Annotated in this window: 12 protein-coding genes; 4 read left to right on the top strand and 8 right to left on the bottom strand. The window is 72.3% G+C overall.

Annotated elements, in window-relative coordinates:
- The first annotated feature begins 161 nt into the window (after positions 1 to 161).
- From ACFWY5_RS21415 to ACFWY5_RS21400, 4 genes are all read left to right on the top strand, one after another.
- Positions 162 to 1,556, top strand: coding sequence for an NAD(P)/FAD-dependent oxidoreductase (locus ACFWY5_RS21415; protein ID WP_379620447.1), 1,395 nt, complete (start codon positions 162 to 164; stop codon positions 1,554 to 1,556).
- 52 nt (positions 1,557 to 1,608) lie between these two features.
- Positions 1,609 to 2,487: an alpha/beta hydrolase gene (locus tag ACFWY5_RS21410; protein ID WP_379620449.1), complete on the top strand. Its 879-nt coding sequence runs from the start codon at positions 1,609 to 1,611 to the stop codon at positions 2,485 to 2,487.
- A 218-nt stretch (positions 2,488 to 2,705) separates the two neighbouring features.
- Positions 2,706 to 3,545 (top strand): serine hydrolase, encoded by an 840-nt coding sequence (locus ACFWY5_RS21405; protein ID WP_379633814.1) that lies wholly within the window; start codon positions 2,706 to 2,708, stop codon positions 3,543 to 3,545.
- Positions 3,546 to 3,838: 293 nt separating this feature from the next.
- Positions 3,839 to 5,059, top strand: coding sequence for an MFS transporter (locus ACFWY5_RS21400; RefSeq protein WP_379620453.1), 1,221 nt, complete (start codon positions 3,839 to 3,841; stop codon positions 5,057 to 5,059).
- Here ACFWY5_RS21400 and ACFWY5_RS21395 read toward each other — a convergent pair.
- The 8 genes from ACFWY5_RS21395 to ACFWY5_RS21360 form a co-directional block, all read right to left on the bottom strand.
- Positions 5,028 to 6,524, bottom strand: coding sequence for a DHA2 family efflux MFS transporter permease subunit (locus tag ACFWY5_RS21395; protein WP_379633812.1), 1,497 nt, complete (start codon positions 6,522 to 6,524; stop codon positions 5,028 to 5,030). The two genes, ACFWY5_RS21400 and ACFWY5_RS21395, sit on opposite strands and share 32 nt — an antisense overlap.
- A gap of 31 nt (positions 6,525 to 6,555) precedes the next feature.
- Positions 6,556 to 9,570, bottom strand: coding sequence for a BTAD domain-containing putative transcriptional regulator (locus ACFWY5_RS21390; protein ID WP_379633810.1), 3,015 nt, complete (start codon positions 9,568 to 9,570; stop codon positions 6,556 to 6,558).
- Between the two features lie 7 nt (positions 9,571 to 9,577).
- Positions 9,578 to 10,330 carry an isocitrate lyase/phosphoenolpyruvate mutase family protein gene (locus ACFWY5_RS21385; RefSeq protein ID WP_379633808.1) on the bottom strand — a complete coding sequence of 251 codons (753 nt, stop codon included), beginning with the start codon at positions 10,328 to 10,330 and terminating at the stop codon, positions 9,578 to 9,580.
- A complete protein-coding gene (locus tag ACFWY5_RS21380) occupies positions 10,327 to 11,028 on the bottom strand; it encodes a hypothetical protein (protein ID WP_379633806.1) in 702 nt (233 codons plus the stop codon). The genes ACFWY5_RS21385 and ACFWY5_RS21380 overlap by 4 nt, the downstream gene beginning before the upstream one ends.
- Before the next feature lie 115 nt (positions 11,029 to 11,143).
- Positions 11,144 to 11,842: a DUF998 domain-containing protein gene (locus ACFWY5_RS21375; protein ID WP_379627699.1), complete on the bottom strand. Its 699-nt coding sequence runs from the start codon at positions 11,840 to 11,842 to the stop codon at positions 11,144 to 11,146.
- Positions 11,839 to 13,044 (bottom strand): glycosyltransferase, encoded by a 1,206-nt coding sequence (locus tag ACFWY5_RS21370; RefSeq protein WP_379633804.1) that lies wholly within the window; start codon positions 13,042 to 13,044, stop codon positions 11,839 to 11,841. The genes ACFWY5_RS21375 and ACFWY5_RS21370 overlap by 4 nt, the downstream gene beginning before the upstream one ends.
- A 1-nt stretch (position 13,045) precedes the next feature.
- Positions 13,046 to 13,861 (bottom strand): DMT family transporter, encoded by an 816-nt coding sequence (locus ACFWY5_RS21365; protein WP_379627703.1) that lies wholly within the window; start codon positions 13,859 to 13,861, stop codon positions 13,046 to 13,048.
- Between the two features lie 37 nt (positions 13,862 to 13,898).
- Positions 13,899 to 14,519 carry a DedA family protein gene (locus ACFWY5_RS21360; RefSeq protein ID WP_379633802.1) on the bottom strand — a complete coding sequence of 207 codons (621 nt, stop codon included), beginning with the start codon at positions 14,517 to 14,519 and terminating at the stop codon, positions 13,899 to 13,901.
- Positions 14,520 to 14,621 lie beyond the last annotated feature (102 nt).

Raw genomic sequence — 14,621 nt, 5'->3', positions numbered from 1 at the left:
AATCCGACCTTCCCCCCGCCGGTCGGCGGGGGGTTTGGCATACAAGAACGACAAAGAACAGGGAGGCGAGATCGGATTTCGGCGGGGGGAACCCGTGCGTGATCACTCATAAGATCCCGCAATTTCGTATTTCACACTAACTTCGTAGGGAAGTGGGATTTGTGGATCCGCTGAAGGCGCTTGCTGATGCGGAGCGCAAGCCGTACTGGCTGGACAGTCCGGCCAGACCTGAGCCGCAACCGCGGCTCTTCGGACAGACGACCGCCGACCTCGTCGTCGTCGGCGGGGGGTTCTCGGGGTTGTGGACCGCCCTGATGGCCAAGGAACGCGACCCCTCCCAGGACGTCGTCCTGCTGGAAGGCCGCAGGATCGGCTGGGCGGCCACCGGCCGCAACGGCGGGTTCTGCATGGCGACCCTCACACACGGGCTGGCCAACGGGCTGGAGCGCTGGCCCGAGGACATCGAGCGGCTCGAGAACATGGGCGTGGAGAACCTCGACGAGATCGAGGCGACCCTGCGCCGCTACGACATCGACTGCTCCTTCGAACGCACCGGTGAACTGCACGTGGCCACCGAGCCGTGGCAGCTCGACGACCTCAACGAGCACCTGGACCTGATCTCCGACCTCGGGCTCGACTACGTGCCCCTGGACCGGGAGCAGGTGCGGGCCGAGGTCGACTCGCCCACCTACCTGGGCGGGCTGTGGGAGCGCAGCGGCTGCGCCATGCTCGACCCGGCCAAGCTGGCCTTCGGGCTGCGCGCGGCCTGCCTCAAGCTCGGCGTCAGGATCTACGAGCGCTCGCCGGTCCGGGCACTCGACGACGACGGCGTCACCATGACGTTGCGCACCCCGCACGGCAGCGCCGCCGCGCCCAAGGTCGCGCTCGGCACCGGCGTCTTCCCGCCGCTGCTGCGCCGGCTCAAGCACTTCGTCGTGCCGGTCTACGACTATGCGCTCATGACCGAGCCCATGTCACCCGCCCAGCTCGCCTCGGTGGGCTGGGAGAACCGGCAGGGCGTCGGCGACTCGGCCAACCAGTTCCACTACTACCGGCTGAGCGACGACAACCGCATCCTGTGGGGCGGCTACGACGCCGTGTACTACAACGGCGGCCGCCTCAAGCCCGAGTACGACCAGCGCGACGAGACGTTCGTCAAGCTGGCCGGGCACTTCTACGACACCTTCCCGCAGCTGTCCGGCCTGCGCTTCACCCACCGGTGGGGCGGCGTCATCGACACCTGCAGCCGCTTCTCCGCCTTCTTCGGCCAGGCCCACGGCGGCCGGCTGGCCTACGCCGTCGGCTACACCGGCATGGGCGTGGGCGCCACCCGCTTCGGCGCGAACGTCATGCTCGACCTGCTGTCGGGCGAGCGTACCGAGCGGACCGAGTTGCGGATGGTCAAGGAGAAGCCGGTGCCGTTCCCGCCGGAGCCGGTCCGGTCGGGGGTGATCCAGTTCACCCGGTGGTCGATCGCCCGTGCCGACCTCCACCAGGGCAAGCGCAACCTGTGGTTGCGCACGCTCGACAGGATGGGCCTGGGCTTCGACTCCTGAGTCCCGCGCGCGGCCGTGGACACCCGGGCCCACGGCCGCCCAGACTTGGGGCATGAGAGTGGAGTTCTCCGCCGACGGGATCGTGCTGGCCGGCGACCTGCGAGTCCCCCCAGGCTCCGGGGTACGGCCGGCCGTCGTGCTGACCGGCCCCTTCACCGGCGTGCGTGAGCAGGTGACCGGGCTTTACGCCGAACGGCTGGCCGCCGAGGGGTTCGTCACGCTGGCCTTCGACCACCGGTGCTGGGGGGAGTCGGGAGGCGAGCCCCGGCGGCATGAGGACGTGCAGGGCAAGCTGCACGACCTGCGGGCGGCGGTGTCGCTGCTGCGGTCGCGGCCGGAGGTGGATCCGGAGCGGATCGCGGCGGTGGGCATCTGCCTGGGCGGCGGATATGCCCTGAAATTTGCTGCTTTTGATCCCAGGGTTAAGGCTTTCGCCGGGGTCGCGGGGGCGTACAACAATCCGTACGCGATGCGGACCGGCATGGATTACCAGGGCGCGCTGGACGGGTTCACCGGCGTGCTGGAGCGTCAGGACCTCGGTGGCGCGGTCGAGTACGTGCCCGCAGTGTCCGCGGACGGGGAGGCGGCGATGCCGGGCGACGAGCCGTTCGCCTACTACGGGACCTCCCGCGGCGCGGCGGCGTCCTGGAAGAACGAGGTGACCAGGGCGAGCATCCGCGAGCTGATCACCATGGACAACATGATGGGCGCCGACTTCCTGTCCCCGAAACCGGCGCTGATCGTGCACGGGGTGATCGACCGGTTCTGCTCGCCCGAAGGGGCCGAGGAGGTCTATCGGCGGCTGGACGAGCCCAAGAAGCTGGTCTGGCTGGATGCCAAGGAGCACGTGGACCTGTACGACCGCGAGCCGTACGTGGGACAGGCGGTGGCCGAGGTGGCGGCCTTCCTCCGCGAACACCTCGCCGCCTGACGAACCCCCGCCCGATATTAGGGCTGGTTGGTGCCCTTTCCCGGATATCGGGGCGTGTGACCTGTTGAGGTGGTGGGCAGAGATCATCCTGTAATGGGAAGATCGCCACCCCCGGGGCGAGGTCGTGTTCCGGGGGGACGGGCATGCGTGCTGGGTGGCGATCGGCTGTCATCGGTGGGGTCGTCGCGGGCGTGGCGGGGTGTGGTGGCGGGGGTGCGGTGGCGCCGTTCGCGCCGCATGTGCACGTGGCCAACCCCGCCTGTGTACTGAAATATCCGGATCCGGTGGGTGGGGCGGCGGCGCGAGGACGGCTTCAGCGGGATCTCGACCGGTATCTGACCCGGCAGCCCGGACGGATCGTCTACAGCGCGCACGAGCTGGTCAGCGGGCTGCGGCTGTCGTACCGAGAGCACGAGAGCGGCATGATCACCGCCAGCGGCAGCAAGGTGGACATCCTGACGGCGCTGATGCTGCGGCGGGGGCGGCTCAGCGCCGCGGAGAGCGACCTGGCGGCCCGGATGATCCGGGAGAGTGACAACCACGCCGCCGACGCGCTGTGGTGGCGGGTCGGCGCGGGATACGGGATGGGGAACTTCTACCGGCGGATGGGGTTGCGCGAGACCACCCCGGGGCCCAGCCGGTACTGGGGCGGGACCAACACCAGCCCGGCCGACCGCATCCGGCTGCTGCGGCTGCTGGTCAAGGGGGGCGCGGGACTGTCGGCCGCCCATCGGGCGCACATCCTCGGGCTGATGAGCCGCGTGCAGGCCGATCAGGCTTGGGGGGTCAGCGCCGCCGCGCGGCCCGGGGACCGGGTGGCGTTGAAGAACGGGTGGACTCCCCGGCCCTTCGTGCACAACACCTGGGCGGTCACCAGTTACGGCCGGATCCACGGGCCGGGGCGTGACCTGTTGCTGGCCGTGCAGACGGACCTGCAGCCGGGGGAGGGACGGGGCATCCAGGCCATCGAGGGCCTCGCGCGGCTGATCGGCGGGCGCCTCGACGCCCTGTCGCCCCGCATCACCCGCACCTGCCCCTCCGTCCCCGCCATCACCTGACACCGCCGCCACGGGCCCACGCACGGCCCCCAGCACCCCCTTCGCCCGCGCCCCTTCCCACACAGGTCTCTTTCCAGGTTCGGTGGAGCCGGGTTGGCGAGGTGGGGTTGGTGGCGGGGGATGGGTGTGTTCAAGGGCACCCGTCAAGGGGCAATAAAGGGGGATCATCCGGCGTTATAGGTCACTGTTAGACCGCTCGGCGGCCGACTGAACCACGTCGGTATCACCCCGGTCGAAGCCCACCACGACGGTGCGCTCCCGGGAGGCTCCGTCATGACCTGGACGGAGACCAGATGAGGTCCTACCTGAACGTGCTGGCCACCCCTGGCGCCTGGCGGTTCCTGGCGCCCGCGTTGGTGGCCCGCCTGCCGTACGCGATGCTGCAGATGGGTGTGCTGCTGCTCGTGCAGTGGTCCACCGGCTCCTACGGCGCGGCCGGGATCGCCGCCGCGGCCGCCGCGGTGTCACAGGCGCTGGTGGGGCCGCAGACCGGCCGGCTCGCCGACCGCTACGGCCAGCGCAGGGTGCTGCTGCCGCAGATCGCCGTTCACGGGCTGGCGCTCGGGGCGCTGCTCGCGCTGGCTTCCGGGCGGGCGGCGGTGCCGTTCCTCGTGCTCACCGCCGCGCTGGCGGGAGCGTCGGTACCGCAGGTCGGGGCCATGGTCAGGGCGCGCTGGGCGCACCGGCTGGGTGGTTCTGGGAAGCTGAACACGGCCTTCGCGGTCGAGTCGATCACCGATGAGCTGACCTTCACGCTCGCTCCCGTCCTGCTGGTGGGGCTGTCCACGGGGTTCTCGCCGGTCGTGGCCCTGCTGGGCGCGCTGGTGCTGATCGTGGCCGGGACCGTCGTGTTCGCGAGCGTGCGGACCGCGCTGCCCGAGCCGATGCCGGTCCGGGTGCGGGCCACCGGCGGGGTGCTGCGGCTGCGCGGCGTCGCGCCGCTGGCGCTCGCCTTTCTCGCCATGGGTTCCGTCTTCGGCTCGCTGCAGGTCGGCATCACGTCGCTGACGGCCGCGCTGGGCGAGCCCGCGCTGGCCGGCCCGATCTACGGGACGTTCTCCGCCGCGAGCGTGATGGGCGGGCTGCTCTACGGCGCCGTCCGCTGGAAGGTCACCGCGCGCGTCCGGCTGGTGGCCGGCCTGGCGCTGCTGGCCGTCGCGACCACCGCGCTCACGTTCGCGGGCTCCATCCCCATGACGTACGGCGCCGCCGCCCTCGCCGGCCTGGTGATCGCCCCCGTGGTGATCACCGGCTACACGATCATCGACGACCTGGTCCCGGCGGACGTGCGTACCGAGTCGTTCACCTGGCTCAACGGCGCCATCGGCCTCGGCATCGCGACCGGCGCCTCGGTGGCCGGTCAGCTGGTCGACCAGGCCGGCCCCGCCCTCGCCTTCGTGGTGCCGCCGCTCATGACCGGCCTGGCCGCCCTCCTGGTCCTGGTACGGCTGCGCAGCCTCCGCCCCCAGCCGGAGCCCGCGGTCACCGGTGGGCAGGTTCTTCAGCGTCGGTGATGACCTTGGGCACCCCGCGCAGCCCGGCCAGCGCGAGCCCCGCGACGACCACCAGGATGGCGGCGGTGACCACCGAGGTCGTCTGCATCCCGGCCACGAACGCGCGCTCCGCCGCGCCGATCAGCTCACCGGCCCGCTCGGCGGGCAACGTGCTCGCCAGGTTGATCGCGTCGGTGATCGACTCGCGGGCGGCCGGGTCCGGATAGGTCATGTTGGCGCGGTAGGTGCTGGTCAGGACCGTGCCGAGGACGGCGATGCCGAGCGCGCCGCCGAGTTCGAAGGCGGTCTCGGAGATGGCCGCCGCGGCCCCGGCGCGCTGCTTGGGCGCGGTGGCCAGCACGTTGTCGTTGTTCACGGTGAACGTGAGCCCGATCCCGATGCCGCCGATGACCATGGGAACCAGCAGGTAGAAGTAGTTCAGGTCGGTTCCGAGCGTGGCGTACCAGGCGAAGGACACGGCGTTCATGGCCAGTCCGAGCGCGACCACGCCGTTGCGGCCCATGACCCGGATGAGCGGCGCGGCGACCATGCCGCCGACGGCGCCGGACAGGCCGCCGGGCAGGCCGGCCAGGCCCGCCTGGAGCGGCGACCAGCCGATGACGAGCTGCAGGTACCAGGCGAACATGAGCGACATCGCCATCATCGTGAAGATGGCCAGCAGGTTCGTGCCGATGGAGGCGCTGAAGGCGCGCTTGGCGAACAGCCGCACGTCGATGAGCGGATGGGCCAGCCGCGTCTGGCGCCGTGCGAACACCACCAGCGCCGCGGCTCCGAGCACGCCGGCCGCGAGGACGTCGGGGGCGCCGAGACCGTTGTGCGCCGCCTCCTTCACCGCGTAGATGACGGCGACCACGCCGGCGAAGGACAGCACGACGCTCAGCACGTCGATCCGGCCCGCGTCCGGGTTGCGCGACTCCGGCAGCACGAGGTAGCCGCCGACGAGCACGACGGCCATGATCGGCAGGTTGATCAGGAAGACCGATCCCCACCAGAAGTGGTCGAGCAGGACGCCGCCCACGACCGGCCCGATCGCGAACCCGGCCGCGCTCATCGAGCTCCAGATGCCGATCGCGGTGGTGCGCTCGCCGGGCTCGGTGAAGACGTTGCGGATGATCGACAGGGTGGACGGCATGATCGTGGCCGCCGCGACACCGAGCAGCGCCCTGGCCGCGATGAGAAGCTCGGCGCTGGGGGCGTAGGCGGTGACGACGGAGGCGGCGCTGAACGCCACGGCGCCGATGAGGAGCAGCCGCTTGCGTCCGATCCGGTCGCCGAGGTTGCCCATGGTGATGAGCAGGCCGGCGAGCGCGAAGCCGTACATGTCGCCGATCCACAGCAACTGCGTCGGGGAGGCGCCGAGGTCGGCGACCAGCCTCGGCAGGGCGAGGTGCAGGACGGTCAGATCGAGGGAGAGGAGGAGCGTGGCGAGGCAGGCGATCGCCAGGCAGGCCCATTTACTGCGCATGCCGCCCACCCTGGGCGGCGGCGCTGACCGGTCACTGACCGGTGGCTGACGGTTTCTCCGCGAGCTCCAGCGCCTCGCGCGGCGTGAGCGTGCGCAGCAGCTTCGCGATCTCGCCGTCGCCGCGCGCCTCGGCGGTCGCGGCCAGGCCGTCGATCGCGGGCCGTGACAGTTGCTTGAACGTGCGCTGCGCTTCGCCCAGAGCCGTGGCGAAGCGGTCCCACGCCGCGTCCGTGTCGCCGGCGGCCAGGTCGAGCCGGCCGAGCGCGAGGTGGATGCGGGCCCGCGTGTCCACGACGGCGTACCAGCCTTCCGGGCACTCGGTCAGCGCCTGCTCCAGGTAGGCGCGGGCCGCCTCGGCCCGCCCGCGCTTCGCGGCCACCTCGCCCAGCCCGAAGTGCGCCCACGCCAGCGTGTCCGGCGCGCCGATCCTGCGGGCCTGCTCGGCGGCGCGCAGGTAGCCCGCCTCGGCCTCGTCCAGATCGCCGAGGCACAGGACGCTGTCGGTGCGGCGGCACAGGTTCTCGGCGGCGTCGGCGCTCGCGCCCAGCTCCTGCGACAGCGCCATCGCCCGGTCGGCCAGCGCGATCGCGCCCGCGTAGTCGCGGCGTTCGAAGCGCAGGTCCTGGAGCCCGCCCAGCGCCAGCATGCAGCCCCAGCGTTCGCCGATGGCGGTGAAGTCGGCCAGCGCCTGCTCGAACCGCTCCGCGGCCTCGTCCAGCTGGTCGTAGGCGTGGTGGACGAAGGCGGTGCCCAGCGACGTCAGCGCCCGCGTCCACGGCGAGAGCAGCATCCCGGGCGGCGGCGCCACGTCCGCCGGCCGGTAGCCCGCCGGCGGTCCGGTGAACAGCGGCATCAGCATGGTCAGGAACTCGACCCGGAACGGCAGCCGGTACTCGTACAACCCGGCCGCGAGCAGCTCACGGCGGCGCGCCAGGTCCGCGGAGGCGCGGCCGTCGGCCGAGGCGGTCAGCACACACGCCGCGTACTCCTCCTCAAGACCCTCGGGCGGCCGCTCGCCCATCGTGTCGAGCACCAGGTTGGCGAGCTGCGCGCTGACCACCCGGTGCCCGCGCATCCACCAGTAGCAGGACATCCGGGAGATCAGCCGCAGCGCCAGCTCGATCTGTCCCGTCTCGCCCACCCAGCGGATCGCCGCGTGCAGGTCGTCGCTCTCCTCGTCCAGGCGCGCCAGCCACGGCAACTGATCGCGGGTACGCAGCCGGGCGTCGGCCTCGGTCGCCAGCTCCAGGCAGTAGGCGGCGTGCGCGGCCAGCGTGGCGTCCAGCTCGCCCGCCTCGGCCAGCCGCTCGGCGCCGTACGCGCGGATCGTCTCCAGCATGCGGAAGCGGCCGTCGACCAGCTCGACCAGCGACTTCTCCGCCAGCGAGGTCAGCACGTCCTCGGTGCCGGGCCCGCCGCCTGACACCCGCTCCGCCGCCTCCACCCGGCCGCCGCCCACGAACACCGTCAGCCTGCGCGCCAGCCGCTGCTCGCCGGCGTCGAGCAGGTCCCAGCTCCAGTCGACGACCGCGCGCAGCGTCTGGTGCCTGGGCAACGCGGTACGGCTGCCGCGGGTCAGCAGCCGGAAGCGGTCGCCGAGCCGTTCCGCCACGTCGGCCAGCGTCAGCGTACGCAGCCGGGCCGCGGCCAGCTCGATGGCCAGCGGCAGGCCGTCGAGCGCCCGGCAGATCCCCACGATCAGCTCCAGGTCCGCGCCCTCCACGGCGAAGTCCTGCCGTACGGCCGCCGCCCGGTCGGCGAACAACCGCACCGCCGGATAGTCCAGCGGGTCGGGCACTCCGGGCGGCGGCAGGCGCAGCGGCGGCACGGGCACGAGCGACTCGCCGGTGATGGCCAGCGCCTCCCGGCTCGTGGCCAGCACCCGCAGGGCGGGGCAGACGGCCAGCAGCTCGTCGGCCAGCTCCGCCGCGGCGGCCACCAGGTGCTCGCAGTTGTCCAGGACGAGCAGCAGCTTCCTGTCGGCCAGCGCCGCCACCAGCCGCTCGCGGGGCGCGGGGGCGGGGCGGCCGGGCCCGGCGACCGGCGCGTCCCTGATGCCCAGCGCCGCCAGCACCGCGCGCACCAGGCCGGTGGCGTCGGCCACCGGGGCCAGCTCCACGAAGCAGACGTCGCCGGGCGTACGCTCGGCCGCCTCGGTGGCCAGCCGCGTCTTGCCCGCGCCGCCGGGGCCGATCAGCGTCACCAGCCTGGCCGAGTCGAGCAGGGTGCCCAGCCGCTCCAGGTCGTCGGCCCGGCCGACGAAGCTGGTCAGCTGCGAGCGCAGGCCGAGCCTGGTCACGCCCTCCTGCGCGCCGCCCAGGGCCGGGTCGGCGCGCAGGACCGCCAGGTGCGCCGCGGTCATCTCGGCGCCGGGCTCCACACCGAGCTCCTCGTCGAGGATGCGGCGGCCTTCCTCGTAGGCGGTCAGCGCCTCGGCCTGGCGGCCGCTGCCGTACAGGGCGCGCATGAGCTGGGCGCGCAGCCGTTCACGCAGCGGGTGGGCGGTGATGAGCTGGCGCAGCTCGGCGACCAGGTCGCGGTGGCGGCCGAGCGCCAGATCAGCCTGGACGCGGTCCTCCACGGCCGCCAGGCGCAACTCCTCCAGCCGGGCGGCGGCCGCCCCGGCCAGCGGGGCGTCGCTCAGCGGAGCGCCGTGCCACAGGTCAAGGGCCTCGCGGAGCACGGCGGCGGCGGTGCGGGCGTCACCCGAGCCGAGCGCCTGCCTGCCGTCGGCGGCCAGCTTCTCGAACCGGTGCGCGTCGACCTGCGACGGGTCGGCCGCCAGGCGGTAGCCGGCCGGATGGAACTCCACCAGGTCCTTGCCCAGCGCCCTGCGCAGCCGCGACACCTGCGACTGCAGGGCGTTGGAGATGCCTTCCGGGGGGCGGGTGCCGTACAGGTCGTCGACGAGCTGCTCAGCGGGGACGATGCGCCCGGCCCGCAACGCGAGGAGGACGAGCAGCGCCCGCACCCGCGGGCCACCGAGCACGACCTCCCGCCCGTCCTCGGCCTGGACCTTGGCCGGGCCAAGGATCTGGAAGCGCATGCCTCGATTATCGGGGTTGCGGGAGCATCGCGGCGATCTGCTCGTAGGTCGGCATCGCCCGCCGTTCATCTCCCAGTACGGCCAGCATCCCGCGCAACGACGCCCGGTACAGCAGCGAACCCGTGCTGACCCGCGCCACCCCCGCCTCGGCCAGCGCCTCCATCGGCGGGCCGTAGAGCACGTTGACCGGCCGGCTCGTGCTCCTGACGATCTCCGCGATCCGCGCCGGGTCCGTCAGGCCGGGGACGAAGACGCCGTCGGCCCGCTCGTACGCCTTGACCCGCTCAATGGCGTCGTCGCCGGTCCTGAGCCAGTGCGCGTCGGTACGGGCGTTGACGAACACGCCGTGGCCGAGCGCCGCCTCGATGATCTCCTGGTGGTGCGCGGTGTCCCTGAGCGTGCCGTCGGGCCGTCCGTCCTCCAGGTTGACGCCCGCCACCCCGGCTCGCCCCAGCTCCGCGACCAGCGCGGCCACCTCGGCGGGGTCGTCGCTGAACCCGCCCTCGATGTCCACGGTCACCAGCACGCCGAGCCCGACCATGGCCTTGGCCAGCGCGATCGTCTCCTGCTTCGTGGCGCCGGCGGCGTCCGGCCTGCCGTGCACCGCCGCGACACCCAGGCTCGTCGTCCCGATCGCCGGGTAGCCCTCCGCGGCCAGCGCGGACGCCGACCCATAGTCCCAGGCGTTCGGCAGCAGCAACGGCCGCCCCGGCACGTGCAGGCGGCCGAACACCTGGCCCGCCGATTCGTTCGCGGTCATGAGCGCTTCCCTTCGAGGTAGCCGGCGGCGATGGCCAGGGCGTGCCCGGCGGCCGGGCAGGGGCGCACGCCGTGGCCGAACGTGAGGTGCGGGGTACGCCCGCGGGACGGGTCGAAGCGGTCCGGGTCGGGGAAGACGTCGGGGTCGCGGTTGGCGGCCACCAGGTCGATCTCCACCCCGACCCGGCGGGTGCGCTTCAGTGGCGGGTCGTGGCGGAGCGTCTCGTGCAGCAGGTCCTCGACGGGCGTGACGCCGTCCTCGTGGGCCAGCGCGTTCGCGATGAGGGCGGCGGTGGAGGCGTGCGCCTGCAGCAGCACGGTGATCATCGGGATGCCGAGCGGCAGCAGCTCCCGGACCGCGGCATCGGCCTCGGGGCTCGTCTCCCCGGTGAGGTAGCCGCTCGCCGCCGCGGCCACCGCCGCCACCTGACCGACCCCGAAACTCCTGGCCGCCACTTCGTCGGCCGGTACGCCCGCCAGCGCCCTGGCCCGTACCCGCAGCTCGGCCGGATCGTACGCGGCCAGCAGCTCGACGACGGCCCGGCGGCGCTCGGCGTGCACGGGGCCGGAGGCGAAGCGCGACACCTGCGCCCGCAGCCACGCGAGCGTGCCGGGCGCGGCGTCCTGCGGGACCGGGGGCGGCACGACGCCGCTGTCTTCCAGTACGGCCGTGGCCTGCGCGTATCGGGTGATGAGCATGGTCCGAGCCTAGGTCCGATTCGCTTCGACGCCCGTCGAAGGGTCGCGGAGGACAAACACCCCCATGACCAAGGGGAGAGGCAGGCGCCTCCCCGTGGTCAAGGGGGTATTTGCGCTAGGCGGCCAGGTGCTCCGTACGCCCGGTGCCCGGCACGGGGTCGGAGACGTTGCCGGGCACGGCGTCCGGGACGGTGTCCGGTGCGGGGACGGCGGTGGTGTCCGGGTGGCGGTGTTCCCTGAGGGCGGCGATGGCCATCATGACCAGGAGCACGATCTCGGCCAGCACGAGCGCCCGCTCCAGCAGCCCGTAGTAGGCGCCGCCGTTGATCAGCGGGGACAGGAACGAGGCGGGGTGCGTCGCCAGGTAGACCACCAGCGTGATCGCCGAGGTCACCGCCAGGGCCCGCACCGCGTTCCAGCGGGGCAGCGCGCCGCGGGCGCGGGCCAGCATCCATCCGGCCACCGGCAGCGTGGTGAAGACGACCGCCGCCGACCAGCGGTGGATCTCCCCGGTCAGCGACTTGACCGCGACGCCCGCGGGGTCGGTGGGGAAGACGGCGCTGAGCATGAGACCGGCGGCACCGGCCAGCAGCAGGACCCGGGTGGCCGCGGTGCGCGCGGGCTCGCGGACCGCCAGGCCGTACGCGAGGAAGACGCAGGTGGCGGCGAGCCCGAGCATGCCGGCCACGACCGGCACCAGCCCGCCGGAGACCAGCGCGTAGTCACTGAGGAGAGGCTGCTCGGGCAGCGCGAGCTGGGCGTAGCCCAGCGAGAACACAGCGACCAGCGCACCGGCGACGGCACCCCAGATCATCGCGCCACCTCATCATAAATCTGCTCGAACCGGGCAAGGGAGTTCTGGTGGTCGTGGGTGAGGGCGAGCTCGCGGCTGGCCTTGCCCATGCGCTCGCGCAGCGCGTCGTCGGTGAGCAGCGTCGTCAGGTGCTTGGCGAGCGCGATGACGTCGCGGGGCGGGAACAGGAAGCCGTTCTCGTCGACGAGGTGCGGCAGCGCCATCGCGTCGGCGACGACCACGGGCAGCCCGCTGGCCATGGCCTCCAGCGTCGCGATGCTCTGCAGTTCGGCGATGCTCGGCATGGCGAAGGCGTCGGCGGCGGCGAAGGCCTGCGGCATCTGCTCGTCGGGCACGAACCCGAGCATGAACACCCGGTCGGCCACCCCGATCCGCTTGGCCAACTGCTCCAGCACCTCGCGCTGGTTGCCGCGGCCGACGAAGGCGAGTTGCGCGTCGGTCTCGTTCAGCACGTACGGCAGCGCCCGCACGAGGTCGTCGAGCCGCTTCTCCTCGTCGAGGCGGCCCACGAACAGCACGGTGTTGCGGTCGGGCAGCCCGAACATCTTGCGCGCCCACTGCTTGGGCTCGGTGTGCGGGTGGAAGCGGGTCAGGTCGATGCCGCACGAGACCGGCTCGACCTCGCCGGCGAAGCCCTGGTCGGCCAGCAGCTTGGCGGCCAGCGGCGTAGGCGTGGTGACCCGCTGGGCGCGGTTGAAGATGCGGCGGAAGTCACGCCAGGCCAGTTGCCCGGCCTTGGCCCGCAGCCGCGCGGGCACGTGCCCGAACTGGAAGAGGTTGTCGGGCATGAAGTGGTTGGTCGCCACGACCGGCACCCCGCGGCGGCGGGCGGCGTTGATGGCCGCCCGGCCGACCACGAAGTGGCCCTGGGAGTGCAGAACGTCCGGGTCGATGGCCTCGACGAGCCGGTCGAGCCGGGTCGGGACCGTCACCCGCATGGTGGGGTGGACCAGCAGCGGCGCCGAGCGCAGCCGGTGCACGATGACCCCGTCGACCACGTCCGCCTTGGCCGGGCCCTCGTCCGACTGGCAGATCACGTGGACCTCGTTGCCGCGCTCCGCCAGGCCGGTGGCCAGGCGGTAGGTGAAGACCGCTGTGCCGTTCACGTCGGGGGGATACGTGTCGGTGGAGATCAGGATCCGGCGGGGACGGTCGGCGACGGGGTGAAGCTCGGGAGTGCGGGTCGGCAGGGGCATGGCCATGTCAGGCGGACCTTTCCAAGGGGGTGGTACGGGCAAGTGCCACGGTTCCGGCCGCGGTGAGCGCGGCGGCGGCGATGGGGGCAACGCCGGTGGGCAGAGGTTCGCCGAGCAGCAGGGCGCCGAAGGCCACCGCGGTGAGCGGGTCGGCGATCTGCAGCGAGGCGAAGGAGACGCCGAAGTGGCCTACGGCGTAGGCGCGCTGCAGGAGCATCAGGGCGAGCAGCGCGGGGACGGGCAGTGCGAGCAGGTACCACCAGTTCCAGCCCTGTTCCCCGAAGGTGTCCGCGAGCACCCTCACGAGGGTGGCCGTGGCACCGTAGAGAACTCCGGCACTGGTGGCGAGCAGGGCGGCGCGACCGGCGGGGGAGGCGATCCTGGCACCGGCCCAGAGCAGCACCGCGGCGATCCCGGAGACGGCGAGCAAGGTCGCCACCTCCTGGAGGCTCAGGTACGAGGGGCCGGTCGATGGGGGAACCAGGAGTACCAGGCCGATCAGCCCGATCGCCACGACGGCGGCCGAGCCCAGCTCTGCGCGGGAGGGCCTGCGCCCGTGCAGCGCCGCCGCGAGCGGCAGCGCGAACAGCAGGCTGGCCACGCCCATCGGCTGCACGATCGTCAGCGGGCCGAGACCCAGCGCGACGATGTGCAGGCCGCCGCCCGCGACGATGGAGACCCCGCCGAAGACCCACCGCGGCCGCTTGATCAGCGTACGGAGGCGGGTCTTGCCGGAGCCGAGTGCTTCGAACTGCTGGAGTGCCGCACCGAGCGCGAAGAACAGCGAGCCGATCAGGGCGATCGCCGCGGCCAGCACAGTCATGAAACGCTCCTCTCACCTGGATAGTCGCCAAAAAGGGTCAAACGGACGTGTCTACAGGGAGTCGCTCGGCCGAATCCTGAGTAGCGGCTCGCTTCTTCCTGATGAAACGGACCCCTTCGACGATCGCGGTGATCGACAATGCGATGCCGAGGCCGAGCAGGAGTCCCTTGATCGGGTCGTTCTCGAAGGCCATGCCGCCGAAGTAGCCGATCAGGGCGGAGTAGATGGCCCAGGAGGAGGTCGCGATCGCGTCGAAGAAGGTGAACGACCGCAGAGGGTGGCGCACCGCGCCCATGGTCAGCGTCGTCGCCGTCCGCCCGCCCGGGATGTACCTGGCCACCACCAGCACCAGCCCGCCTCGCTCGGCCAGCGCGTTGCGCGCCCACACGAGGGCCTTGCGTTCGCGGAGCCGTCCGCCGAACTTACGGCCGATGAGGTAGGAGATGTGGTCGCCGGCGAAGGCGCCCAGGGCGGCCACCACGATGACCAGCACCAGGTTGGTCTGCCCGGTCACCGCGAACACCCCGGCGGTGATCACCGAGGTCTCCGCGGGCACGATCGGGAAGAACCCGTCGAGCAGCGCGAGGGCGAACAGCGCGACATAAAGCCACGGCGAGGACATGACCTGTTGCAGCAGGTCGAGAATCGCGTGAGACATGTCGTGCACTCCGAATCTTCAGTGGGCCCATCCACCATCTCGGGGGAGGAGCCGCGAGGCATCGGGGGACAACCCCCTAAGGTCACGGGCAAACCCCTGAGA

Source organism: Nonomuraea sp. NPDC059007, assembly GCF_042740555.1.
GTDB lineage: Bacteria > Actinomycetota > Actinomycetes > Streptosporangiales > Streptosporangiaceae > Nonomuraea.
This window is presented reverse-complemented; position numbering and strand designations above follow the sequence as displayed.